This window comes from Saccharopolyspora sp. NPDC050389 (assembly GCF_040655595.1).
GTDB lineage: Bacteria > Actinomycetota > Actinomycetes > Mycobacteriales > Pseudonocardiaceae > Saccharopolyspora.
In genome coordinates this window covers 84,770-104,291 of sequence record NZ_JBFAKG010000004.1, presented here as the reverse complement: position 1 = coordinate 104,291, position 19,522 = coordinate 84,770, and the positions used below count along the sequence as shown (strand labels likewise).

Sequence of the window (19,522 nt, the reverse complement as noted above, 5' to 3'; positions counted from 1 at the left end):
CGGACTGTTTGCCTCGCCTATCGAGGCGAACAGGCCGTTCACTCCACACCAGACAGCGAAGATGCACCACGGCGCGAAGGAGTTTCCGAACAACCGCTAAAGCAACCCAGAAAGGCTCACGCCGTGACCAGCGGAAGCATTTAGTCAAGCAGCTCCGGGAGGCCGAACCCCTGAAGTGGCGTTCTCCCGGAGGTCGAGGTGGGTTCGGGGAAGGCCGCTCAGGGGGCGCGGTGGCGAGATCGGGAGCCCGGGCGCCAGCCGCGGGCCTTGCCGAGCCGGATGGTCGTTCGGGCGACGACGGCGAGCGCGGCGGCTGCGACGCCCGCCAGCGCGAGCCATCCCGGTAGCGGCGCATGGTCCGGCAGCGGCGCCGGGCCCGCGGCCGGGCGCACGGTCGCCGCCGGAGGTGCCGGGGCGTTCGGGAGTACCAGAGCAGAAGGATCGTCGGGCAGCTCCGAGACCACGGCGGCCCCGACGTTCAGCACGCCCCACCCCAACCGGGAATCGTGTCCGTTCGGCGGGTGGCTGGCGGTGCGGGCGAGTCGCTCGGCGACCTGCTCGGCGCTCAGCTCCGGCCGGTAGGAGCGCACCAGCACCGCCGCTCCCGCGACGTACGCCGCCGAGAACGCCGGGCCGTCCACGCCCCAACGGTGCCCGAGCCCGCCGCGGGCCCCGGCCGAGAGGCCGGTCAGGTCCGCGCCCGGAGCCGCGATCGACAGGTACGGGCCCGATTCGTCCTGCACCGCCGCGCCGGACGGGTCGAGCGCGCCGACCGCGACGACACCGGGCAGGCCGGTCGGGTAGGACCGCACTCCCGGTTCGTCGCCCACCGCCGGCGACACGACCAAGGTGTTGCCGGACAAGGCATCCCGCACCGCGTCCTCCAGCTCCGGGCTCGTGCGCTGCGCGGGCACGGCGACCAGGATCACCGTGGCGCCAGCGTCCGCGGCCCGCCGGATCGCGCCGGCCAGCGCGTCCGGGTCGGGATCATCGCCGCCGGTGCGGGTTTCGGTGTACCTGATCCCGAGCAGGCGGGCGCCCGGTGCCATGCCCGCGAAGGCCGTCGCCGGGTCGGGCCGCGCGCCGACGATGCCCGCCGCGAACGTGCCGCGCCCGTCGCAGTCGCCGAGATCGGAGCCCGGCACCACCTGTCCCGGCGCGAACTGGGCGTTGCCCGCGTCGATCCCGGTGCCGACGACCGCGAGCAGTTGCCCGGTTCCGTCGGCGACCGGCCAGGTTCCCGACGCGTCGGTGAGCCGCTGTGCCCACCCCATCGCCTCCCGGTACACCCCGGCGGGAGCGGCGCATTGAGCGGAGGCCGGCGGCGCTCCGATGAGGAGGCCGCCACCGAGCGCCGCGCAGACCGCCGCGGCGAGCGGTGCCCTGCGCGTCATGACTGCGGAACCCACAGCGTGACCTGCGTGCCCCAGCCGGGGCGGGATTCGACGCGGGCGGACCCGCCGACCTCCGCCATCCTGGCCGAAATGGACTCCCTGATGCCGAATCCGGCGTCCTTGCCCGCCATGTCGAAGCCCGTCCCGTGATCGCGGACGATCACCGCGATGCCCCGGTCGCGCTCCTCGACCCGCACGAAGGCGTGATCGGTTCCGCTGTGCCTCTGCGTGTTCCGCAGCGCTTCCCGGACGGCGTCGCGCATCGCGGTGCGCCGATGAGCCGGGAGCGTGTCGTCCACGTCCGCCCGGATCAGTTCGGTGCGCAGCCGGTTGCGCGCCAGATCCGCCGTCAGCGCCACCAGATCGGATTCGAGCCTCGCGTGCCCCGCCTCGGGGCGGGCCATGATGTCCCGGCGCACCAACGCGGCCTGCTCCTTGGCGGCCTGGCGCAGCTCGGCGAGCCTCGCCGGAGCAGCGGCCGCATCCGACGGGGCAGCCAGCGCCAGCGCCTCCAGCGTCGGCAGGACGGTGTCGTGCAGGTACCGGTTCATAGCGGCCCGCTCACGCCTGCGCCCACGCCGGTATCCGGTGTGGTGCGCGAGCCGGACGCTGATGGTCAGCATCGCCATCAAGCAGATCGTCGACGCAAGGATCATCACGTCGCTTCTCCCGATGTCAGGCCGGCAACCGGTCGGGCGCCGGACAGGTGACAAAGCCGTGTTCGATCGCGTACGCGGTGAGCGCGGGACGCCGCCGCAGTCCCGTCTTGTCCCTGATCCGGTCCAGGTAGGACCGAACCGTGCGGATGCTGATGCGCAGGCCCATGGCGATGTCCTGGTCCCGTTCGCCGGCGGCGAGCCTGCTGAGCACCTCGGCCTCGCGGTGTGAGAGCTCGATGCGCGCGCCCGCGTTGCGTTCCCGCGAGGTGTCCAGCACGACGGCCGCCAGCTTCGGGGCGACGTGGCTGCGCCCGGCCGCGATCTCCCGGATCGCCGCCAGGATCTCCTCGCCCTCGGCGTCCTTGCCCAGGAAACCCCGGGCCCCGGCCAGCATCGCGCCGAGCACCTCGGTGCGGTCGGCCATCGCCGAGACGACCAGCACCGGGTGGCCCCGGCGCACGAGTTCCATCACGGCCGCCGCACCCCGTACCCCGGGCAACCCGAGGTCGAGCACGACGATGCTCCCGGCACACCGGCTGCGGGCCGCGAACTGCGCGACAGATTCGGCGACCGCATCCACTTCGACGTCCGGCGCGTCGGCGAGCATCCTGGCCACCGCCGCGCGGTACAGCGGGTGGTCCTCCACCACCCCGACTCGAATCCGCTTGATCTCCACCGATTCCTCCCGATTGGATCTCCGAGGAGGACGTTAGCGAGCTCGGCTCGCGCGCGGTGGGGGCCGTTCGTACCCCATTTCCGGGCCGCCCGTTCGTCAGCCTTTCCTGGTTGCCGCTTCGACGAGTTGTGCCGCCGCTGCGCGGGCATTGGCGCCGGCGTTTTGGTCGCCCTCGATGGTCGTAACGACACTGGCGCCTTCGATGACCAGCAGCAGGCAAGACCCGGTGCGTCGTGCACGGCCAAGTCTTGGAGCCGCTGTTCCAGCAGCGCGCGGCGACGAGCGAGGTGGGCGATGTCGGCGATCGCCGGATCGCACCGGGTGTCGGTCACGGTGTTGACGACCGCGCAGCCGCCGTACGACGGCTGCGCGAACGAGGTGATGAGGAGGTCGAACACCGACAGCACCCGTTCCGGCCCGGGGCTGCGTCCGCGGTCTTGCGCTCCGGTCAGGTCATGCCGGAACCAAGACTCCTTGATCAGGAGCTGGGTAACGGGGAATCAGAGTTCGTCGGCGCGCACCAGGCCGTCCTGGATCGCGCGGGCGACCAGGGCGGCCTTGGTCGGGGCCTCCCGGCCGACGTTCGCGTACTTGACCCGCACCCGCTCCAGGCAGGAGTTGACCCGGTGCACCGTCAGGTTGAGCCGCCGCGCCACCATTTCCTTGGACTCGCAGTGGAACCATTCCAGCAGCACCTCGGTCTCCCGGGGCGACAGCTTGGGCCGGTGCGGCCGGTCGTCGGTGCCGAACGCGCCGGACAGTGACGGCGGCAGGTACGGCGTGTTGTTCGCCGCGGCCTGCACGGCGGCGACCAAGTGGTCCTCGCCCTCCGCCTTCGTGAGGTAGGTGAACGCGCCGATGTCCAGGCAGGTCAACACGGTTTCCCGGTCGGCCCGCATGCTGTAGATCACCACCTGGCGGCCGGCGTCCACCAGCCGCTTGAGGTCGCCGTAGGCGGGGCCGGTGATGTCCAGCTGCAGATCGAAGATCACCACGTCGGCGGTGGCGCCGGGATCCAGCCACGCGACCGACACCGCCGGGCCCGAATCGAGCACCTTGATCGGCGGATCGGCCAGCGCGCACCAGGCCCGCACGCCGGCGACCACCGCGGGATGATCGTCTACGACCACGACCGTGATCAACTCTAACCTCCGCTGCGCAATGTCGGGTTGTGCTTGGGAAGCCCGCCTCGGAGAGCGGGGGAGGAAGTCATGTCGGGCCGCTCCAAGTCGCCTGGATCCAGATCCGGCCGCCGTCCACCACCGTCGACGTGACCACTTCGCCGTCGGAGCGGGACTCGGCGAGCACCGGTTCGACGGCCGCGGCTACCAGGCTGACCGTCACGGCGTCTCCGGAGCCGGCCACCGTCACCCGAACCGTGCCGGCGGCGGTGGCCAGGGCGGTGACCGCGGGCTCGGTGAGCTTGCGCCGCACCTCCCTGGGGATCGCCGGGCGCTTGCCGTACTCGGCGAAGCGCACGGAAACCCCTTGCCGCTCCGCCAGTTCTATGCAGGCCCGGAGCTCGTGCAGCAGCGGATCCGGCGTGGAAGCGTCTTCGGCGAACAGGCGGCGCATCTTCGCCGCCTCCACCGAGCACCGCCGGCGGACCGAGACGTCACCGGGGTCGAGGGCGCCCGAACCCAGGCCGTCGAGCAGGGGAACGGTCGTGCCTTCCAGGTCGGCGTAGCGGTTCTTGCGGTCCTGGTGCAGCTGCCGCGCCACCTCCTCGGCGGTTCGCAGCTGCTCCTCCTCCCTGGCCGCCCGCGCCGAGGACACCGCCAGCGCGCGCAACACCGCGGCGATCATGCCCATCGCCGTCTGGTAAGAGAGGATCAGCACGGTCGCGTTCACCGCGTCGGAGAACGAGATCGCGGCGTGCCCGGCGAGCCCGACCTGCGCGAACGTCACCACGTACTGGGCGATGAGAGTCAGGGCGAAGGTGGGGATCCTGCTGTCGAGCAGGAGCAAAGCCACCGTCCAGCCGGCGTCTCCTTCGGACCAGTGCGCGAAGCCGAGCAGGTGCTCGGGCTGCACCGACGCGGTCCCGGCCATGGACAACGCGAAAACCAGCGCCAGCAGCGGCCAGCGCCACCGCCCGATCGGCCGCTGCCGGCGCAGGCTGACCATCACGATCAGGGTCACCGCGATGAATCCGGCGAAGGCGAGGAACTGGGTGGGCGCGGACCGGTAGTCGTCCAGATTGGTCAGCAGCTTCGGCAGGTCTAGCAGGCACAGGATGACTAGGTTCATCACCACCAAGGCCCATTGCATGCCCTGCAGGAACTTCGTGGCGATGATCTCGGCGTCGCCGCCGGCGTCCTCCGCCGAGCCGAGCGGGCACGTCATCCGCACCCGGGTTCCCCGGCCGGGACTGCTGATCACCTGCGCGCTCCCGCCCGTCCGGCGCATCCGCTCCACGAGCGAGCCGGTCACGCCGTAGCGGTGGCCGGAGATCCGGTCCGGGTCGAATCCGCGCCCGGCGTCCACGACCTCCACGACGACGCTGTCGTCGTGCTGCGCGACGGTCACGTCGGCCTGGTCGATCCCGGCGTGCCGGACGACGTTGGTCAGCGCTTCCCGCGTGCCGTGGCAGAGGGCGACCGCCTCCACGGCCGGCACCACCAGCTCGTCCGGGGCGGTCACCCGGACCCGCAGCGGCGTCCGGGTGATGGTTTCCCGCAGCATGCCGGCGAGATCGACCTCGCCGCCGGACACCTCGGACCGGCCGCGGAGCACCTCCAGGTCGCGTTTCGCCTGCTCCGCAAGCCAAACCTGCCGTTCGGCCACCACTCCGGCGCCGACCATCAGCAGCGTGGCCGACGCGGTGTCGTGCAGCGCCGCGAGGTGTTCGCGCTCGTCGGTGCGTCGCGCCTCGGCGACCGCCGACTGGCGGCGCAGCCGCTCGCCGCGGGCGACGATCTGGTCGGCGGTGCGGGCACCGCGCCGGACCAGCAGGTAGAGCCCCCAGGAAAGGCCTGCTTCCATGAACATCCACAGGTGGATCGGCGCGGCCGTCAGCCAGTGCTCGGGCAGCGAGAGCGCCGTCCCGGCCAGGTGCGCGGCGGTGATCGCCGCGGTCGCCGCGCCCAACGCCCCCGCGCCGATCTGCCAGGGATAGGCGACCACGGTGATGGCCGCCGCGACCCGGACCCAGCTGGTGCCCTCCGGGCTGGGCGCGGTGGGCGTCGTCCAGACCTGGGTGAGGCAGACCGCGCACATCACCAGCACGTCGACGGCGACCGGCCAGCGCGCGGCCGAGCGCGACATCTGGGTGGCGTACCACGCGTTCCACGCGTTCAGCCCCAGGACGATGAGGATGGCCCAGCCAGGACTTCGCTCGTTCTCCAGCGCCAGCGAGGCCCCGCTCGCCACGGCGATCACGACGAAGCGCAGCCACACGGCGTAGCGCAGTCCCAGCCGGACGAGCCCGCGTTCCGCCGAACCCATCAGCCCGGAAACACCTGCCCGGCCAGCGCCGGGTCGAGCACCGCGCCGGTCGGGAACAGCGCGAGCACGGAGGCGGGCACGCCGTGCGTCAGCCGAGTTCCGTAACCGAGCGCGGAAATCGCCTCGTCACCCGGAATCGGGTACTTCATCCCAGCATCGGTGATCAGATACACCGTCCCGGCGGGAACGCCCGGGGCCGGTTCCTCGGCGACGACCGCACCGGCTCCGCCCGGCACGTACACCTCCGCGGCGGTGTCCGAGGTGGGCGCGGTCACCGGGACGACTTTCTCCCCGCCCCGCAAGGGAAGTGCCGTGCCGACCGTGATCCGCTCGCCGGTGGCGCACACCGTCGGCGCCCGGCCGGGCTTGACGGGATCCGGGTGCCGGTCGGGGTATCCGTCCTGGCGTTCCGGGGATCGCGGCACGCCGCCGATGTCGGCGGTGGCGACCTCCACCCGGTGCGGGCGCCGGCCGGGGTAGGCGGCGGTGTTCTCCGGCGCGCCGAGCACCAGATCCGCCTCGGTCTCGGTGATCACGGCCAGGCCGTCGCGCCGGACCAGGTAGTACTCGCCGACCTCGGACACCAGCACCTGGCCGATCGGGCGGGTTTCGGAGCCGACCCGGATGCCGGGCTTGCCTGCGTCCGGCACGGCGATGGTGGTCAGATCCCGGCCCGCCGGAAGGGTGTTCAGCCACGCTGGCGCCACCGGAACGTCTTCGGCCGCCGCGTATCCGAGCGCGACCACGGCGCGCTCACCGCCCAGCCGGTACCGGTGCCCGCCGGTCACCAGGAAGCGTTCGCCGGAGGGCAGCCGGGCCAGCAGTGCTTGCCCCTCGCGGAGTTCGGTGCCGTCGCCACCCGGTCCTAACAGGACGGTGGCGGTCGGGGCTTCGCCGCTCGGCCGGTCGGGCGCGACGCGGGTGCACGTCGTCCAGGCGCCGGTCAGCAGGCGATCGCTTCCCGGCAGCGAATCCGGCGCGCCCGCGATGCCGACCGCAGCGCCGCGAGGTGCGCCGCTCAGCGACTTCGCGGACACCGTCACGGTTTTGCCGCCATCACCGCCCGCGAGCAGCCGCGCCGACGCGTAGTTGAGCGCCGGATGAAGGAGGCCGTCCTGCCCGAGGACGAACCGGGTGCCGGTCTCCTTCTCGATGATCACCTGGCCGCCCTGTCGCCACGCCTCCGCCCGCGCCGGGGCGAGCAGGCCGATGACACCGAACACAGCCCCCACCAGGAGCGCGACCGCCAGGCCGAGCGCCGTGCCGAGGACGACCCGTTTGGCGGGAGCGACCGGATGGTTGGCGTCGGCCGAGACGAGCGCGGATACCAGCCTGCGGCGGAGAAATCGGTATGCCTGGATCTGATCCCGCTGCGTCCACACCGTGCGACCCCCGCATGGAATTCCCGACGAGCCAATTTGGTCGAGGGGAATCTTACTCAGCGGTACGATCTTTTGTATACGAACTGGGTAACACTCGCCACGTTTCGAGCGACGTACCCAAAAGCCCTCTTCTCGCGGCGGTCGGGAATGGTGGCGCTCAGTCCCGGCGCGCCGCGGCGACCTGTTCGAGGATCCGGTCGAAGACCTGGCGCAGCAGATCCGGGTGCGGGCGCGGCAGGCCGGACAGCGCGCTCAGGTAGAGGCCGTCGCCGACCAGGCGCACGGTCTCGGCCAGCACCGGGTCGCCGATGTAGTCGGTGAGCAGCTCGGACCAGCGGTTGAAGACCCTGGCCAGCACCTCGGTGCCGTCGTCGGTGAGTCCTTCGCCGCTGCGCAGGGCCGCGATGACCGACCAGTACAGCGCCGCCTCCTCGTCCGAGGCGGGCAGCGAGGTCTGCAGGAAGTACCGGACGACGTCCACGCCCTCACTGGTGGCCTGGGCGAATTCGGCCTCGGCGTCCTCGTCGATCCGCCGCGTGAGCCCCTGGAACATCGCGTGCTTGGAGCGGAAGTGGTAGAGCAGGCCGCCCTTGGACACGCCGGCCTCCGCGGCGACCGATTCGAGGGTCACCGCAGCGGTGCCCTGGCGGATCAGGATCCGCTGTAGGGCGTCGAGGATGCGGTCTCGGGTGCTGGTGGCTGCCATGGGTGGCACTGTACCGTCCGGACGGTTACTATACCGTCTGGACGGTACAGTCGAAACGAGTAGAAGATGTTAAAGCTGAATTCGCCTCAGATTTCCCGCAAGCAGTGGACGGCGCTAGGTGCCCTCCTCCTCCCGGTGTTGCTGATCTCGGTCGACAACACGGTGCTGAGCTTCGCTCTGCCGCACATCAGCGAGGAGCTGCGGCCAACCGGCGGGCAGCTGCTGTGGATCGTCGACATCTACTCGCTGATGCTGGCCGGCCTGCTCGTCACCATGGGCACGCTCGGCGACCGGATCGGCCGCCGCCGGCTGCTGCTGATCGGCGCGACCGGCTTCGGCCTCGCCTCCGCGCTGGCGGCGTTCGCGCCCACCGCCGAGCTGCTCATCGCGGCCCGCGCGCTGCTGGGCGTCGCCGGAGCGACGCTGATGCCCTCGACGCTGTCGTTGATCCGCAACATCTTCACCGACCCGCGCGCCCGGACCACCGCGATCGCGGCCTGGACGGCGACCTTCGCCGGCGGCTCCGCCTTCGGCCCGCTGCTCGGCGGGCTGCTGCTGGAGCACTTCTGGTGGGGTTCGGTGTTCTTGATCAACCTGCCGGTGATGGTGCTGCTGCTGATCGTCGGCCCGCTGGTGATCCCGGAGTCGCGCAATCCGGCGCCCGGCCGCTACGACCTGCCCAGCGCGGGCCTGTCGCTGCTGGCGATGCTGGCGCTGGTCCTCGGCATCAAGGAGTTCGCCGGCGGCGGCGCCCTGGCGCTGCCCGCGGTGGCGGTCGCGGTGATCGCCGGTTACGCGTTCGTGCGCAGGCAGCGCAGGCTGGACGCCCCGATGCTCGACCTGGACCTGTTCCGCAACCCGCGGTTCAGCGTCGCGGTCGCCAGCAACCTGCTGGCGGTGTTCGTGATGGTCGGCGGGCTGTTCTTCATGACCCAGTACCTGCAGCTCGTGCTGGGCATGAGCCCGCTGCGCGCGGGTCTCGCGCTGCTGCCGGGCATCGCGCTGTCGGTGCTCGGGTCGCTGGTGGCGGTGCGGCTGATCCGCCGGGTCCGGCTGGCCGAACTGCTGGGTGCGGCGATCCTCGCGACGGCGTTCGGCTACCTGCTGATGGTGCTGCTGCCCGCGCAGGGCGGAACCTGGCTGGTGGTCGTGGCGTTCATGGTGGTCGGTCTCGGCGCGGGCATCACCGAGACGGCGACCAACGACACGATCATGAACAGCGTCGCCCCCGAGAACGCGGGCGCGGCCTCGGCGATCTCGGAGACCGGCTACGAGCTGGGTGCGGCGATGGGCACTGCGATCCTCGGCAGCGTGCTGACCGCCGCCTACCGCGGCCGCATCGACGTCACCGACATCCCGGAGTCCATAGTGGACACGGTGCGGGACACGCTGGGCGGCGCGGTGTCGGCGGCGGCCGAGCTGCCGGTGGAGCAGGGCATCGCGCTGCGTGAGTCGGCGGCGCACGCCTTCACCTTCGGCGTGCACATCACCAGCGCCGTCGGAGCGGTGATCCTCGCCTACGCGGCGGTGCAGGCGTGGTGGGTCCTGACCCGCCGCTGACAAGGGGTCGTGAGTGTTTTGGGGTGCCATGGCACCCCGAAACACTCACGGCCTCAGTAGAGCTCGAACGGGCAGCGGGCGATTGCTCTGGCCCTGACGTCCTCAGGCAGCTCTTCCGCCGCCAGCAAGCGCGGCAGCAGTTCGGGTTGCGTGGTCAAAGCCCGGAACACCACGCCGATGGTCACGTCGTGATCGGGGCGGTTCTCGGCCTCGATGCGATCGCCGGCGTTGACGAATCCCGGCCGGACCACCCGCAGGTAAGCACCGGGAACGGCGCGCTGGGTGAAGGTCTTCACCCAGCCTTTTCGCCCCAGCCAAACGGCGAACGTCCGGCACGGGATCCGGGGCACGGTCACCTGGAGCACGAGATCACGGCCGATCCGCCACCGCTGCCCGATCAGCGCGCCGGTGACGTCCAGCCCTTCCGTGGTGAGGTTCTCGCCGAAGGTCCCGGACCGGAGCGTGCGGCCGAGTTCGTGTTCCCAGGAGTCGAGATCCTCGCGCGCGTAGGCGTAAACGGCCTGATCGGGACCTCCGTGGTTGGCGGTGTCGCAGATAGTGTCGCCGGCCAGCCCGCTGCCGCTCGGCGGCGGCTCCCACACGGCGACGGGAGAAGCCACCGGGAGCTTGTCGATGCCGGTCGAACCCGACTTGGCCGCGATGGGACGTGCCAAGCCGACGTTGACCGACGGCACGAAGGGCATGATCCGCACGCTAACCGGATCGACGTCGCCGCCTCAAACCGTCTTCCGGCGCGAGATCGAGAAAGCCCGGCATCAGGAAATCCTGATGCCGGGCTTCGTCGCGGTGCTTACTGCGTTGCGGTGTTCTGCGGGGCGTTCTGCTTTTCGTCGCCGAGCTTCATGCCCTTCGTTTCCGGCAGGAGCCAGAACGTGATCAGCGTGATCACGCCCAGGGCGATCGCGTAGATGTTGAACCAACCCGACATGTCCAGCTCCGACAGGTAGGTCTGGATGTAGGGCGCGGTGCCGCCGAACAGGCCCACCGTCAGCGCATACGGCACGGCCAGGCCGAGCGCCCGGATTCCGGTCGGGAACAGCTCGGCCGTGATCGCCGGGCCGATCGCGTTGAGCACGCCGTTGAGCACCACGCCGATGGACATCGCGACGAACAGCTGCCAGACCTCGCCCTGGATCAGCATGTTCAGCGGGTAGAACAGCACCAGGTACACCGGCCAGACGATCAGCAGCAGCCGCCGGCGGCCGATCCGGTCCGACAGCATGCCCCAGAACGGCATCGCCACGATGTAGAGCGCCGTCGCCGCCGCGCCGGCCAGCATCGCGCCGGTCGGGTCGGTGTGCCGTTGCGAGATCGCGAACGTCGGGGCGTTGATGGCCCATACGTAGTAGACGATGGTGCCTCCGACGTTGATGCCCACCACCCACAGCATCGGCTTGATGTTGGCCCGCAGCATCCGCAGGGTCGATTGCTTCGGGCGGGCCTTCTTCTCGGCGGGCTCGGCGTTCGCCGCGGCCTTGAAGATGTCGGTCTCGGTGAACTTCTTGCGGAGCACCAGCGCGTACAACCCGAGGAAACCGCCGAGCACGAACGGAATGCGCCATCCGAAGCTGGCCATCTGCTCGGGGCTGAGCAGCGCGGAGAGCGCTGCGCCGAGCGCCATGGAGAACAACGTCCCGATACCGCCGGACACGTAGATCACGCTGGACCACAGGCCCCGGCGCTCCGGAGGCGCGATCTCCGCGAGATAGGTCTGCACCGACGGCAGCTCGCCGCCGTGCGCCAAGCCCTGCGCCAGCCGCGCCAGCACCAGGATCGTCGGCGCGAGCAGCCCGACCTGGTCCGCGGTGGGGCACAACGTGAGGACGAAGCACGACCCGGCGGACATCCCGATGCTCAGCGTCATCACCGGTTTGCGGCCCACCCGGTCGGCCATCCAACCGAAGAACATCCCGCCGATGGGCCGCGCCACGAAGCCGATGGCGAACACCGCGAGCGTCTTGAGCAGATCGGATCCGGTGCTTCCGCTGTGGAAGAACTGCGAGGCGAAGAACACCGAGTACGCGGCGTAGACGCCCCAGTCGTACCACTCGATGGCGTTGCCGAGGCCGAGCCCGATCAGGACCTTGCGTCGCGACAGAGGAGCAGTGGGCGCGCTCATGCACACAACCTTTCTGCGGCGAGGCCGGCCAGCAGTGCGGATGCCTGGCCGAGCACGGAGCTGTCGAATCGGGCCAGCGGCGAATGGTTCGCCGGCGCCTTTCCCGGTTCCACTCCCGGCACGTGGGCGCCGAGGAAGAGCAGCACGCCGGGAACTTCCTGCAGCACCCGAGAGAAGTCCTCGGATCCCTGCGACGGGTGCTCCGCGGCGTGGTAGCGCTCTTCGCCGAACAGCTCGCGTGCGACACCGCCGACGTATTCGGCTTCGGCGGCGTCGTTGACGGTGGCCGGATATCCCGCGGTCAGCGTGACGTCGACTTCGACGCCGTGCGCCGCCGCGATCCCCCGCAGATACCGGCCGAACACCTCGCGCAGCTCGGGTTCGGCGCCGGGATCGACGGCCCGGACGGTGGCCTCGAACGACGCGGTGTCCGGGATGATGTTGGCGGTGGTGCCCGCGCGCAGCACCCCGACCGTGACGATGACGGGGGAGAACACGTTGAACGAGCGGGTCACCGCGGTCTGCAGCGCGCCGACCATCTCGGCGGCGGCGACGATCGGATCCCTTGCCTCGTAAGGCGTCGCGCCGTGCCCGCCGGTGCCGCGCACCGTGACTTCGAGCGTGTAGGACGCGAACAGCGTGACACCGGCCCGGCCGGAGATCAGGCCGGCGGGCAGCCGGTGCGGCACGACGTGCAGCGCGTAGGCGTGGTCGGGGCGGCGGCCCGCCGCTTCGAGCACGCCCTCCTCGATCATGACGCGCGCGCCGTCATAGCCTTCCTCGCCCGGCTGGAACATGAACACGACATCGCCGGCCAGCCGGTCGCGGTGCGCGCTCAGCAGCCGAGCGGCGCCGATCAGGCCGGTGGTGTGCAGGTCGTGGCCGCAGGCGTGCATCGCGCCGTTGGTGGCCGCGAATTCCTCGCCGGAGCGCTCCTCGACGGGCAGCGCGTCCATGTCTCCGCGCAGCAGCACGGTGGTCCGCCCTTCCGGGGCGGGTTCGGAGCCGGTACCGCGCAGCACGGCGGTCACCGATGTCGTCTCGGTGCCGGTGCTGATCTCCAGCGGCAGCCCGCGCAGTTCGTCAAGCACCCGCTCCTGGGTGCGCGGCAGGTGCAGGCCGACCTCGGGATCCCGGTGCAGCGCCTCGCGCACCCGGGCCAGGTCAGGCTGCAACGCCCAGGCGTCATCCAACAGATCCAACGTCGTGAACCTCTCTCAACCTCTCGTCCAGCTGGTCTAGAGTTTGATCGCGCATGCGGAGCAACAAGATCATTCGCTGGATGCGCTCATCCACGGCACATCGAGAGCGGGAAACGTGCATCAGGACTTCTCGGAAGGTGACTTGGCGCTCATCCACGCCCTTCAGCTCTGGCCCCGCGCGCCCTGGACCGCGCTGGCGCCCGTGCTGGGCGCGTCGCCGACGGCGTTGGCGCAGCGCTGGGCCCGGCTCCGCGCGGCGGGACTGGCCTGGATCACCGCGTATCCGGTGCACGGCGTGTTCTCCGGCGGCGCGATGGTGGCGCTGGTCGAGATGAACTGCATTCCGGGCGCCGTTGAGGAGGTGGCCGGCAGGCTGGAGCGGATGCCCCGCGTGCACAACCTCGAACACGCCGCCCAGGGGCGGGACTTGATGCTGACGGTCTCCGCCGGCTCCTTCGGCAAGCTGTCCGCGCTGCTGCTGGACGAGCTGCCGAAGCTGCCCGGCGTGGCGTCGCTGCGCTCCCACATCGGCGCCCGGATGCACATCGAGGGCAGCCAGTGGCAGCTGGACGCGCTGGACCGGGAGCAGCGCGAGGAGATCCAGCGCGCCGCACGCGCCGAGCAGGATCGGCCCAGCGAACCGATCTACCTGCGATCCAACGTCTACGCGCCGCTGGTGTCCGCCCTCGCGCACGATGGCCGGGCCACGGCGGCCGAGCTCGCCGGCCAGCTGGGCCGGCCGACCTCCACGGTCCGCCGCCAGCTGTCCGCGCTGCTGCGCTCCCGGACGCTGAGGCTGCGCTGTGAAGTCGCCCAGCTGCACACCCGGTGGCCCATGCCGGTGATCTGGTGGTGCCGGCTGCCGAGCAGCGCGCTGTCCGCGACCGTTTCCCGGCTGCGCGAGAACTCCCGGGTGCGGCTGTGCATGTCGGTGACGGGTTCGGCGAACCTCGTGGTCAACGCGTGGACCGCCGACATGACCGACCTCATGAACATGCAGGACAGCCTCGAACGGCTGCTGCCCGCAGGCAGGATCATCAACAGTTCGGTGATCTTGCGAACCCGCAAGCGGGTGGGCTGGCTGATGCATCCGGACGGCCGCTGCACGGGCGAGGTCATCCCGCTGCCCGGGCCGCTGTCGGGAGAGCCCGACGCCGGTGCGTGACTGGGCTTGACGTCCAAAGTGGACGCATCAGGGGAATCGGACGGAGTGCAGGAAGGCGAGCAGCAGCCACGGCCGACGCCCCCAGACGACCGCCCGGCCGGTGAGCGCCGCCCGCAGTTTGCCGAGCCGGCCGAACAGGATCAGCATCAGGCCGGCCGGCTGGAAGAACACGTGCACGTCGATTTCGCGCGCCGAAGCGGTGGCGGTGATCCGGCCGTCGTGCGCGGTCAGGACGACCGGCGAGGTGTAGCGGGAGCGGAACTCCACGGCGACGCGATCCCGGCGGATGGGTTCGTGGGAAAGCAGTTTCCCGGTGTCGTTGCTGAGCAGGGCGACGAGGAAGAGCTCGAAGGCAAGCGCGGCATCGGGCTGCGGGACTTCCCACCGCGTCCCGGCGGAACCGGCGATGTCGTGCCCGTGGATCAGCAGCTCGTTCAGCAGGTGGGCGCACCAGCCCGCGACGGGAAGCCGGGCGCCGCCGAGCCAGCCCACGGGTTCCGCTGGGTCGAGGTCGGCGGTCGCGTCGAGGACGACTTCGATGTCATCGCGGATGCGTTGGCCGAGGACGCGCGGGTCGCGTTCCGTCATGTGCCGCAGCGTGAAATCGTTCAGGGCAGCGATTTCGTCGAGGGCCGCGCTCCGCACGCGCTGCGCTATTTCCGGGAACGGGTGGGAATTCTCCGGCGACGACAGCAGAGCGGTGTACATCGATGTCACGGTCGCCACGTGCGCCGCGGTTTCGCCCGCAGACCACGTTCCTATGGCGCTGCCCTGGGGATTTCGCTCGGATGACGCCAATTCGGCGAACCTGCCGCCGGTTTCCCGGAGCGAGGTGCGCACCGATCTCCAGCGTTCGGCCGTGATCGACGTAGGCACCATGCCGACTCCCAACGCGGGATCGCGGGTCGCAGCGCGCTGGAATGCTACGCCGGGTCAAGCCATTGCGACAAGAGTTTTCCGCCACTGCAACGGTTTCGGTGCACCCGGTTGGCCGCCGGTGTAGGCGGCTGGCGGAAATGGAAGCGGCTTCGCGTTGACCTATCAGGACCGAGCTCCCGTCAGGCGGCCAGGCCGTTGAACGTCACCGACAGGTGGCGTGGGCCGCGCAGGATCGGGCTCGGCCGGTACGGCGGCGGGTCTTCGGCCAGCTGCGGGTCGCGCAGCCTGCGGGCGAGTTCGGTCAGCGCGATCTGGGTTTCCAGCCGGGCGAGCGGCGCGCCGAAGCAGGCGTGCACGCCGAAGCCGAAGCCGAGGTGCTGGTTGTCCTCGCGAGCCGGGTCGAAGCGGTCCGGATCCGCGAAGCGCGCCGGATCCCGGTTGCCCGAGGCCAGCAGCAGCCACACCGGAGCTCCCTTGGGGATGACGCTGCCCGCGACCTCGACGTCGGTCAACGTGGTGCGCTGCGGCAGCATCTGCACCGGAGGCTCGTAGCGCAGCAGCTCCTCCACGCAGCGGGCCGCCGCCAGCGGATCGGCCCGCAGCAGCTCCAGCACCGCCGGTTGCCGCAGCACCGTGAGCATCCCGTTGGTGATCAGGTTGACGGTGGTCTCGTGCCCGGCGATCAGCAGCAGGACCGCGTTGGTGATCATCTCCAACAGGGACATCCGCCCCTCCGGCCCCTCGTCGGTGATCCACGCGGAGAGCATGTCGTCGCCCGGGTGGCGGCGGTGATCCTCGATCAGCGCCGCCAGGTATTGCCCGAGTTCCAGGCGGCCCTGGCGCACCGCGCGCCGCTGCGCCTCCGGGTCCTCGGCGGGGGTGAGTCCGGCGACCACCACGTCGACCAGCCTCCGGAAGTGCGGCTCGTCCTCCCGCAGCACGCCCAGGAGCTGGCAGATCACCGCGACGGGGAAGGGATAGGCGAAGTCGTCGACCACGTCGAACCGGTCCCGGCCGTCGAGCCCGTCGATCAATCCGGTCACGATCCCGGCGAGCTCGCCGTGCATGTCGTGGATGCGCCGCGGGCTGTGCGGGGGCCCGAACGGGCGCATCGCCAGGCGGCGCAGCCGGTCGTGCTCGGGCGGGTCCAGCCGGATGAAGCTGGGCGGCAGCATCCCCTCGTCGTCCGGCTCCGCGGCGACCAGCGGATCGGCGCCGGGGGCGAGGTTGCGGGCATCGGAGCTGATCCGCGGGTCCTGCAGCAGCTCGCGAATCTCCCAGAAGGTGGTGACGAGATAGATGCCGCTGTCGTCGCGCACTACCGGCGTGCTGCGGAGCTCGGCGTAAACCGGGTATGGGTCGGCGCGGACGGAGTAGTCGGTGATCCGCCGCACCGGGCTGGTCGTTTGCATGGACGCGCTCCTCGAAGTCAGGCGCGGGCCGGCGTGAAGACGACGCGCCGCTCGCTGGGCGAGTGACCGGTCAGGGTGACGGTCGGGCTGTGGGTGGGCAGCGCCGGATCGGGGAACCTGGCCGGCACCGGCCGCAGCCCCGCCGAGCGCCGGTCCACGCCGGGGAAGTCGGGCGGGAACGGCGCGGCCTGCTCGATCAGCCGCTTGTAGAAGCCCATCCACTTCCCGTGGTCGAAGCCGACCGCGGCGATGACGCGCCCCTGGTAGCCGTACGCGGCGGCGAAGCAGTGCGACTCGAGCGTGCCCTGCTGCACGAGGAGCTCGTCCGCCATCGACGGCACCCCGACGGACTTGATGTTCACCCCGAACTGAGCCGACCAGAACGACGGCATCCAGAGATGCGGGCGTCGCTGCGAACCGGCGCTGATCATGTTGTGCGCCGCGATCTCGGCCTGCGCAACGGCGTTTCCCCAGTGCTCCAGCGCGAGGAACTGGTATCCGAACAGCGGGTGTGGGGTGCGCGCCACATCGCCCGCGGCGAACACGTCGTCGGTGACGATGCCGTGGACGTCGAAGGCCCGGCAGCCGGCGTCGCAGGCGATGCCGCGGGGACCGGCCGCCAGGCCCGAACCCGCCAGCCAAGCGGTGTTGCGCACCGCGCCGAGCGCGACCACGGCCACTTCCGCATCCACCACGGTGCCGTCGGAAAGGTGCGCGCGCTTGAGGCGACCACCGGCGTCGCCCTCCAACGCGGTCACCATGACGCCGCAGCGGAGGTCGACACCGTGCTCGCGCTGAAGCTGCGCGGCCACGTCGCCGACCACGCCGCCGAGCGCGCCGACCAGCGGCGCTTCGCCGCGCTCGGCGACGGTGACCTGCAGTCCCCGCTCCCGGCACGCCGAGGCGACCTCCGAGCCGGTGAAGCCGGCGCCGATGACCAGCACGCGATTCGGCCGCCTGGCCAGCCGGCGCGCGAGCCCGGCGGTGTCCTCCCTGGTGCGCACCACGCACACGCCGTCGAGCGCGGCCTCGGTCTCGTGCGGCCACGGACGGGAGCGCCCGCCGGTGGCGATCAGCAGGCGGTCGAACTCGACCTCGGCACCGTCGGACAGCAGGACCCGCCGGCCGTCCCGGTCGAGCCCGGTGGCGGCGACGCCGAGCCGCCACTGCGCGTCGATCGCGCGCCGACGGGGGAGAGCGGTGTCTTCCGGCAGCGACCGGCCGAGCAACACCTGCTTGGAAAGCGGAGGCCGGTCGTAGGGCTCGTGGGGCTCGTCCCCGATCAAGGTGAGCGAGCCGGTGAAACCTTCCTCGCGCAGCTGCTCGGCGGCACGCAGACCGGCCAGCGAAGCGCCGACGATCACGATCCGGCCGTCCTTGCGGAGCGCGGTCAACAGGCTGTCAGCGGACATCGTCGCCCGCTCCCCGATGCCCGGCCGCGTCGAGGCGGTCGACCAGGATCGCCTGGACGGGACAGGCTGCGGCGGCCCGCAGCACGTCGTCGCGGTGCGCCTCGTCGACGCGCGGCTGGTAGAGCAAGGCCTCTTCGCCGTGCAGCGAGAAAACTCCCGGCGCCAGGAACACGCACTGCGCGAATGCCTGGCAGCGGTTCAGGTCGACGACAATCCTCATCTGACCTCGCCCCCTCGACGTCGGCGGGCGCATCGGCCGCAGAACCCCAGTGCACCGATGCGTGCGGCCGCGCCCATCTCATGCTGGCAGCGGGCAAACCACCCCGCATGACCACATTTCCGCGAGCAGTCTGTTCTGATGCTGGTTCGGTCTGCATTCAGCGATATGGTTGCTGGATGGAATTTCGGCAGGTCGAGCACTTTCTGGCCGTGGTGCGCAGCGGCAGCTTCACCGCCGCCGCCCGGAAGATCCACATCGTCCAGTCGGCGTTGAGCGCTTCGATCCGCAAGCTCGAAGCCGAGCTCGGCGCGCCGCTTTTCGAGCGGACCACCCGTCGCGTGGCGCTGACCGAGGCGGGCCGTGCCCTGCTCCCGGTCGCCCACCGGCTCGTCGCCGACGTGGTCGCGGCGCGAGGTGAGGTGTCCGCGGTCGTCGGACTGTCCCGGGGCCGGGTTTCCATCGGCATGATCCAGATGCTGACGGTCGTCGACCTGCCACGCGAACTCGGGGTGTTCCAGTCGCGCTATCCCGGGATCCGGATCCACGTCCGCGACGGCGCCGTGCCCGAACTCTCGGCGGCCGTCGCCGACGGCGAGCTCGACCTGGCCTACCTCGCCGCCGATGGGCCGCTGCCGGGCGAGCTGACCAGCTTCGCGCAGTGGACGCAGCGCATCGTCCTGGTCACCTATCCGGGACATCGGCTCGAAAACCGGCGACGGGTCCGGCTGGCCGAGATCGACGACGAACCGTTCGTGGACTTCAGCGGGAGCGTGATGCAGGCGATGGTTCGCCACCGGTTCGCCGACGCCGGGCTCCGGCACAACCCGGTTTGCGAGGCCACCAACGTTCCGCTGTTGATGGAGCTGGTGGCGACGCGGCTGGGCATCACGATCGTCCCGCAGTCCGTCGCCGAGCGGGCCGGGCTGCCCTTCGCCCGGATTGAAGGCACCGACTTCACCAGGACGATCTACCTTGCCGGGCGGCTGCCGGAACCGACGAACCCGGCGGCGCGGGCACTGCTGGAACACCTCACCGGCTGACGCCCTTCCGACGAGCGGTTTCCACCGGCGCCAGGAGGAGTCCGACCCCGACGAGCGCGAGAACCATCGCCAGCGTCGTAATGCCCGTGACGCCGGCGATGAACGCGAGAACCAGGGCGCGCGCGGCGAAAATCCGCAGCAGCCGGGCCACGTCGGAGGACGACGTGTCCATTTCCCCTCCCAGAAACCGAAATCCATCGAATCCGCCTTGAGTGTTGCCGCCGGTGA

General features: G+C 70.9%; 18 protein-coding genes. 3 read left to right on the top strand and 15 right to left on the bottom strand.

Going from position 1 to position 19,522, the window contains the following annotated elements; all coding sequences use genetic code 11:
* Positions 1-218: 218 nt before the first annotated feature.
* The 7 genes from AB0I53_RS03850 to AB0I53_RS03820 form a co-directional block, all read right to left on the bottom strand.
* Positions 219-1,394 carry a S8 family serine peptidase gene (locus AB0I53_RS03850; protein WP_358595944.1) on the bottom strand — a complete coding sequence of 392 codons (1,176 nt, stop codon included), beginning with the start codon at positions 1,392-1,394 and terminating at the stop codon, positions 219-221.
* The gene (locus tag AB0I53_RS03845; RefSeq protein WP_358595941.1) at positions 1,391-2,023 is read right to left on the bottom strand and encodes an ATP-binding protein; all 633 of its coding nucleotides are present in this window, start codon (positions 2,021-2,023) and stop codon (positions 1,391-1,393) included. The genes AB0I53_RS03850 and AB0I53_RS03845 overlap by 4 nt, the downstream gene beginning before the upstream one ends.
* 46 nt (positions 2,024-2,069) lie before the next feature.
* On the bottom strand, positions 2,070-2,729 hold the full coding sequence (locus AB0I53_RS03840) for a response regulator transcription factor (RefSeq protein ID WP_358595938.1): 660 nt from the start codon (positions 2,727-2,729) through the stop codon (positions 2,070-2,072).
* Between the two features lie 500 nt (positions 2,730-3,229).
* Positions 3,230-3,868, bottom strand: a complete 639-nt coding sequence (locus AB0I53_RS03835) for a response regulator (protein ID WP_358596250.1) — start codon at positions 3,866-3,868, stop codon at positions 3,230-3,232.
* Between the two features lie 70 nt (positions 3,869-3,938).
* Positions 3,939-6,176 carry an ATP-binding protein gene (locus tag AB0I53_RS03830; RefSeq protein WP_358595935.1) on the bottom strand — a complete coding sequence of 746 codons (2,238 nt, stop codon included), beginning with the start codon at positions 6,174-6,176 and terminating at the stop codon, positions 3,939-3,941.
* Complete coding sequence (gene eccB / locus AB0I53_RS03825; RefSeq protein WP_358595932.1) at positions 6,176-7,558, bottom strand: type VII secretion protein EccB; 1,383 nt, start codon at positions 7,556-7,558, stop codon at positions 6,176-6,178. Before eccB ends, AB0I53_RS03830 begins: the two co-directional genes overlap by 1 nt.
* Positions 7,559-7,715: 157 nt before the next feature.
* Complete coding sequence (locus AB0I53_RS03820; RefSeq protein ID WP_358595929.1) at positions 7,716-8,264, bottom strand: TetR/AcrR family transcriptional regulator; 549 nt, start codon at positions 8,262-8,264, stop codon at positions 7,716-7,718.
* 66 nt (positions 8,265-8,330) lie between these two features.
* Between AB0I53_RS03820 and AB0I53_RS03815 the strand changes: the two genes are divergently transcribed.
* The gene (locus AB0I53_RS03815) at positions 8,331-9,824 is read left to right on the top strand and encodes an MFS transporter (protein ID WP_358595926.1); all 1,494 of its coding nucleotides are present in this window, start codon (positions 8,331-8,333) and stop codon (positions 9,822-9,824) included.
* A 53-nt stretch (positions 9,825-9,877) separates the two neighbouring features.
* Here AB0I53_RS03815 and AB0I53_RS03810 read toward each other — a convergent pair whose 3' ends face one another.
* From AB0I53_RS03810 to AB0I53_RS03800, 3 genes are all read right to left on the bottom strand, one after another.
* Positions 9,878-10,528 (bottom strand): MOSC domain-containing protein, encoded by a 651-nt coding sequence (locus tag AB0I53_RS03810; RefSeq protein ID WP_358595924.1) that lies wholly within the window; start codon positions 10,526-10,528, stop codon positions 9,878-9,880.
* Between the two features lie 107 nt (positions 10,529-10,635).
* Positions 10,636-11,964 carry an MFS transporter gene (locus tag AB0I53_RS03805; protein WP_358595922.1) on the bottom strand — a complete coding sequence of 443 codons (1,329 nt, stop codon included), beginning with the start codon at positions 11,962-11,964 and terminating at the stop codon, positions 10,636-10,638.
* Positions 11,961-13,166 carry a M20 family metallopeptidase gene (locus AB0I53_RS03800; RefSeq protein ID WP_358595919.1) on the bottom strand — a complete coding sequence of 402 codons (1,206 nt, stop codon included), beginning with the start codon at positions 13,164-13,166 and terminating at the stop codon, positions 11,961-11,963. The genes AB0I53_RS03805 and AB0I53_RS03800 overlap by 4 nt, the downstream gene beginning before the upstream one ends.
* A gap of 142 nt (positions 13,167-13,308) precedes the next feature.
* On the opposite strand from AB0I53_RS03800, the gene AB0I53_RS03795 reads away from it, so the two are divergent.
* The gene (locus AB0I53_RS03795; protein ID WP_358595916.1) at positions 13,309-14,331 is read left to right on the top strand and encodes an Lrp/AsnC family transcriptional regulator; all 1,023 of its coding nucleotides are present in this window, start codon (positions 13,309-13,311) and stop codon (positions 14,329-14,331) included.
* Between the two features lie 27 nt (positions 14,332-14,358).
* On the opposite strand, the gene AB0I53_RS03790 is transcribed toward AB0I53_RS03795, so the two are convergent.
* The 4 genes from AB0I53_RS03790 to AB0I53_RS03775 form a co-directional block, all read right to left on the bottom strand.
* A complete protein-coding gene (locus tag AB0I53_RS03790) occupies positions 14,359-15,210 on the bottom strand; it encodes a maleylpyruvate isomerase N-terminal domain-containing protein (protein ID WP_358595913.1) in 852 nt (283 codons plus the stop codon).
* Positions 15,211-15,389: 179 nt separating this feature from the next.
* Positions 15,390-16,622, bottom strand: coding sequence for a cytochrome P450 (locus AB0I53_RS03785; RefSeq protein WP_358595910.1), 1,233 nt, complete (start codon positions 16,620-16,622; stop codon positions 15,390-15,392).
* Between the two features lie 17 nt (positions 16,623-16,639).
* Positions 16,640-18,034, bottom strand: a complete 1,395-nt coding sequence (locus AB0I53_RS03780; RefSeq protein ID WP_358595907.1) for an FAD-dependent oxidoreductase — start codon at positions 18,032-18,034, stop codon at positions 16,640-16,642.
* Positions 18,024-18,254: a ferredoxin gene (locus AB0I53_RS03775; RefSeq protein WP_358595904.1), complete on the bottom strand. Its 231-nt coding sequence runs from the start codon at positions 18,252-18,254 to the stop codon at positions 18,024-18,026. Before AB0I53_RS03775 ends, AB0I53_RS03780 begins: the two co-directional genes overlap by 11 nt.
* A gap of 176 nt (positions 18,255-18,430) precedes the next feature.
* Between AB0I53_RS03775 and AB0I53_RS03770 the strand changes: the two genes are divergently transcribed.
* Complete coding sequence (locus AB0I53_RS03770; RefSeq protein WP_358595901.1) at positions 18,431-19,294, top strand: LysR family transcriptional regulator; 864 nt, start codon at positions 18,431-18,433, stop codon at positions 19,292-19,294.
* On the opposite strand, the gene AB0I53_RS03765 is transcribed toward AB0I53_RS03770, so the two are convergent.
* Positions 19,284-19,466 carry a hypothetical protein gene (locus tag AB0I53_RS03765; protein ID WP_358595898.1) on the bottom strand — a complete coding sequence of 61 codons (183 nt, stop codon included), beginning with the start codon at positions 19,464-19,466 and terminating at the stop codon, positions 19,284-19,286. The genes AB0I53_RS03770 and AB0I53_RS03765 overlap by 11 nt on opposite strands.
* Positions 19,467-19,522: the final 56 nt, after the last annotated feature.

What these genes read in the sequence shown, in the direction of transcription:
- AB0I53_RS03850 (WP_358595944.1), bottom strand. Translation starts at nt 1,394, where the DNA reads ATGACGCGCAGGGCACCGCTCGCCGCGGCGGTCTGCGCGGCGCTCGGT.
- AB0I53_RS03845 (WP_358595941.1), bottom strand. Translation starts at nt 2,023, where the DNA reads ATGGCGATGCTGACCATCAGCGTCCGGCTCGCGCACCACACCGGATAC.
- AB0I53_RS03830 (WP_358595935.1), bottom strand. Translation starts at nt 6,176, where the DNA reads ATGGGTTCGGCGGAACGCGGGCTCGTCCGGCTGGGACTGCGCTACGCC.
- AB0I53_RS03820 (WP_358595929.1), bottom strand. Translation starts at nt 8,264, where the DNA reads ATGGCAGCCACCAGCACCCGAGACCGCATCCTCGACGCCCTACAGCGG.
- AB0I53_RS03815 (WP_358595926.1), top strand. Translation starts at nt 8,331, where the DNA reads ATGTTAAAGCTGAATTCGCCTCAGATTTCCCGCAAGCAGTGGACGGCG.
- AB0I53_RS03810 (WP_358595924.1), bottom strand. Translation starts at nt 10,528, where the DNA reads ATGCCCTTCGTGCCGTCGGTCAACGTCGGCTTGGCACGTCCCATCGCG.
- AB0I53_RS03805 (WP_358595922.1), bottom strand. Translation starts at nt 11,964, where the DNA reads ATGAGCGCGCCCACTGCTCCTCTGTCGCGACGCAAGGTCCTGATCGGG.
- AB0I53_RS03790 (WP_358595913.1), bottom strand. Translation starts at nt 15,210, where the DNA reads ATGGTGCCTACGTCGATCACGGCCGAACGCTGGAGATCGGTGCGCACC.
- AB0I53_RS03785 (WP_358595910.1), bottom strand. Translation starts at nt 16,622, where the DNA reads ATGCAAACGACCAGCCCGGTGCGGCGGATCACCGACTACTCCGTCCGC.
- AB0I53_RS03780 (WP_358595907.1), bottom strand. Translation starts at nt 18,034, where the DNA reads ATGTCCGCTGACAGCCTGTTGACCGCGCTCCGCAAGGACGGCCGGATC.
- AB0I53_RS03775 (WP_358595904.1), bottom strand. Translation starts at nt 18,254, where the DNA reads ATGAGGATTGTCGTCGACCTGAACCGCTGCCAGGCATTCGCGCAGTGC.
- AB0I53_RS03770 (WP_358595901.1), top strand. Translation starts at nt 18,431, where the DNA reads ATGGAATTTCGGCAGGTCGAGCACTTTCTGGCCGTGGTGCGCAGCGGC.
- AB0I53_RS03765 (WP_358595898.1), bottom strand. Translation starts at nt 19,466, where the DNA reads ATGGACACGTCGTCCTCCGACGTGGCCCGGCTGCTGCGGATTTTCGCC.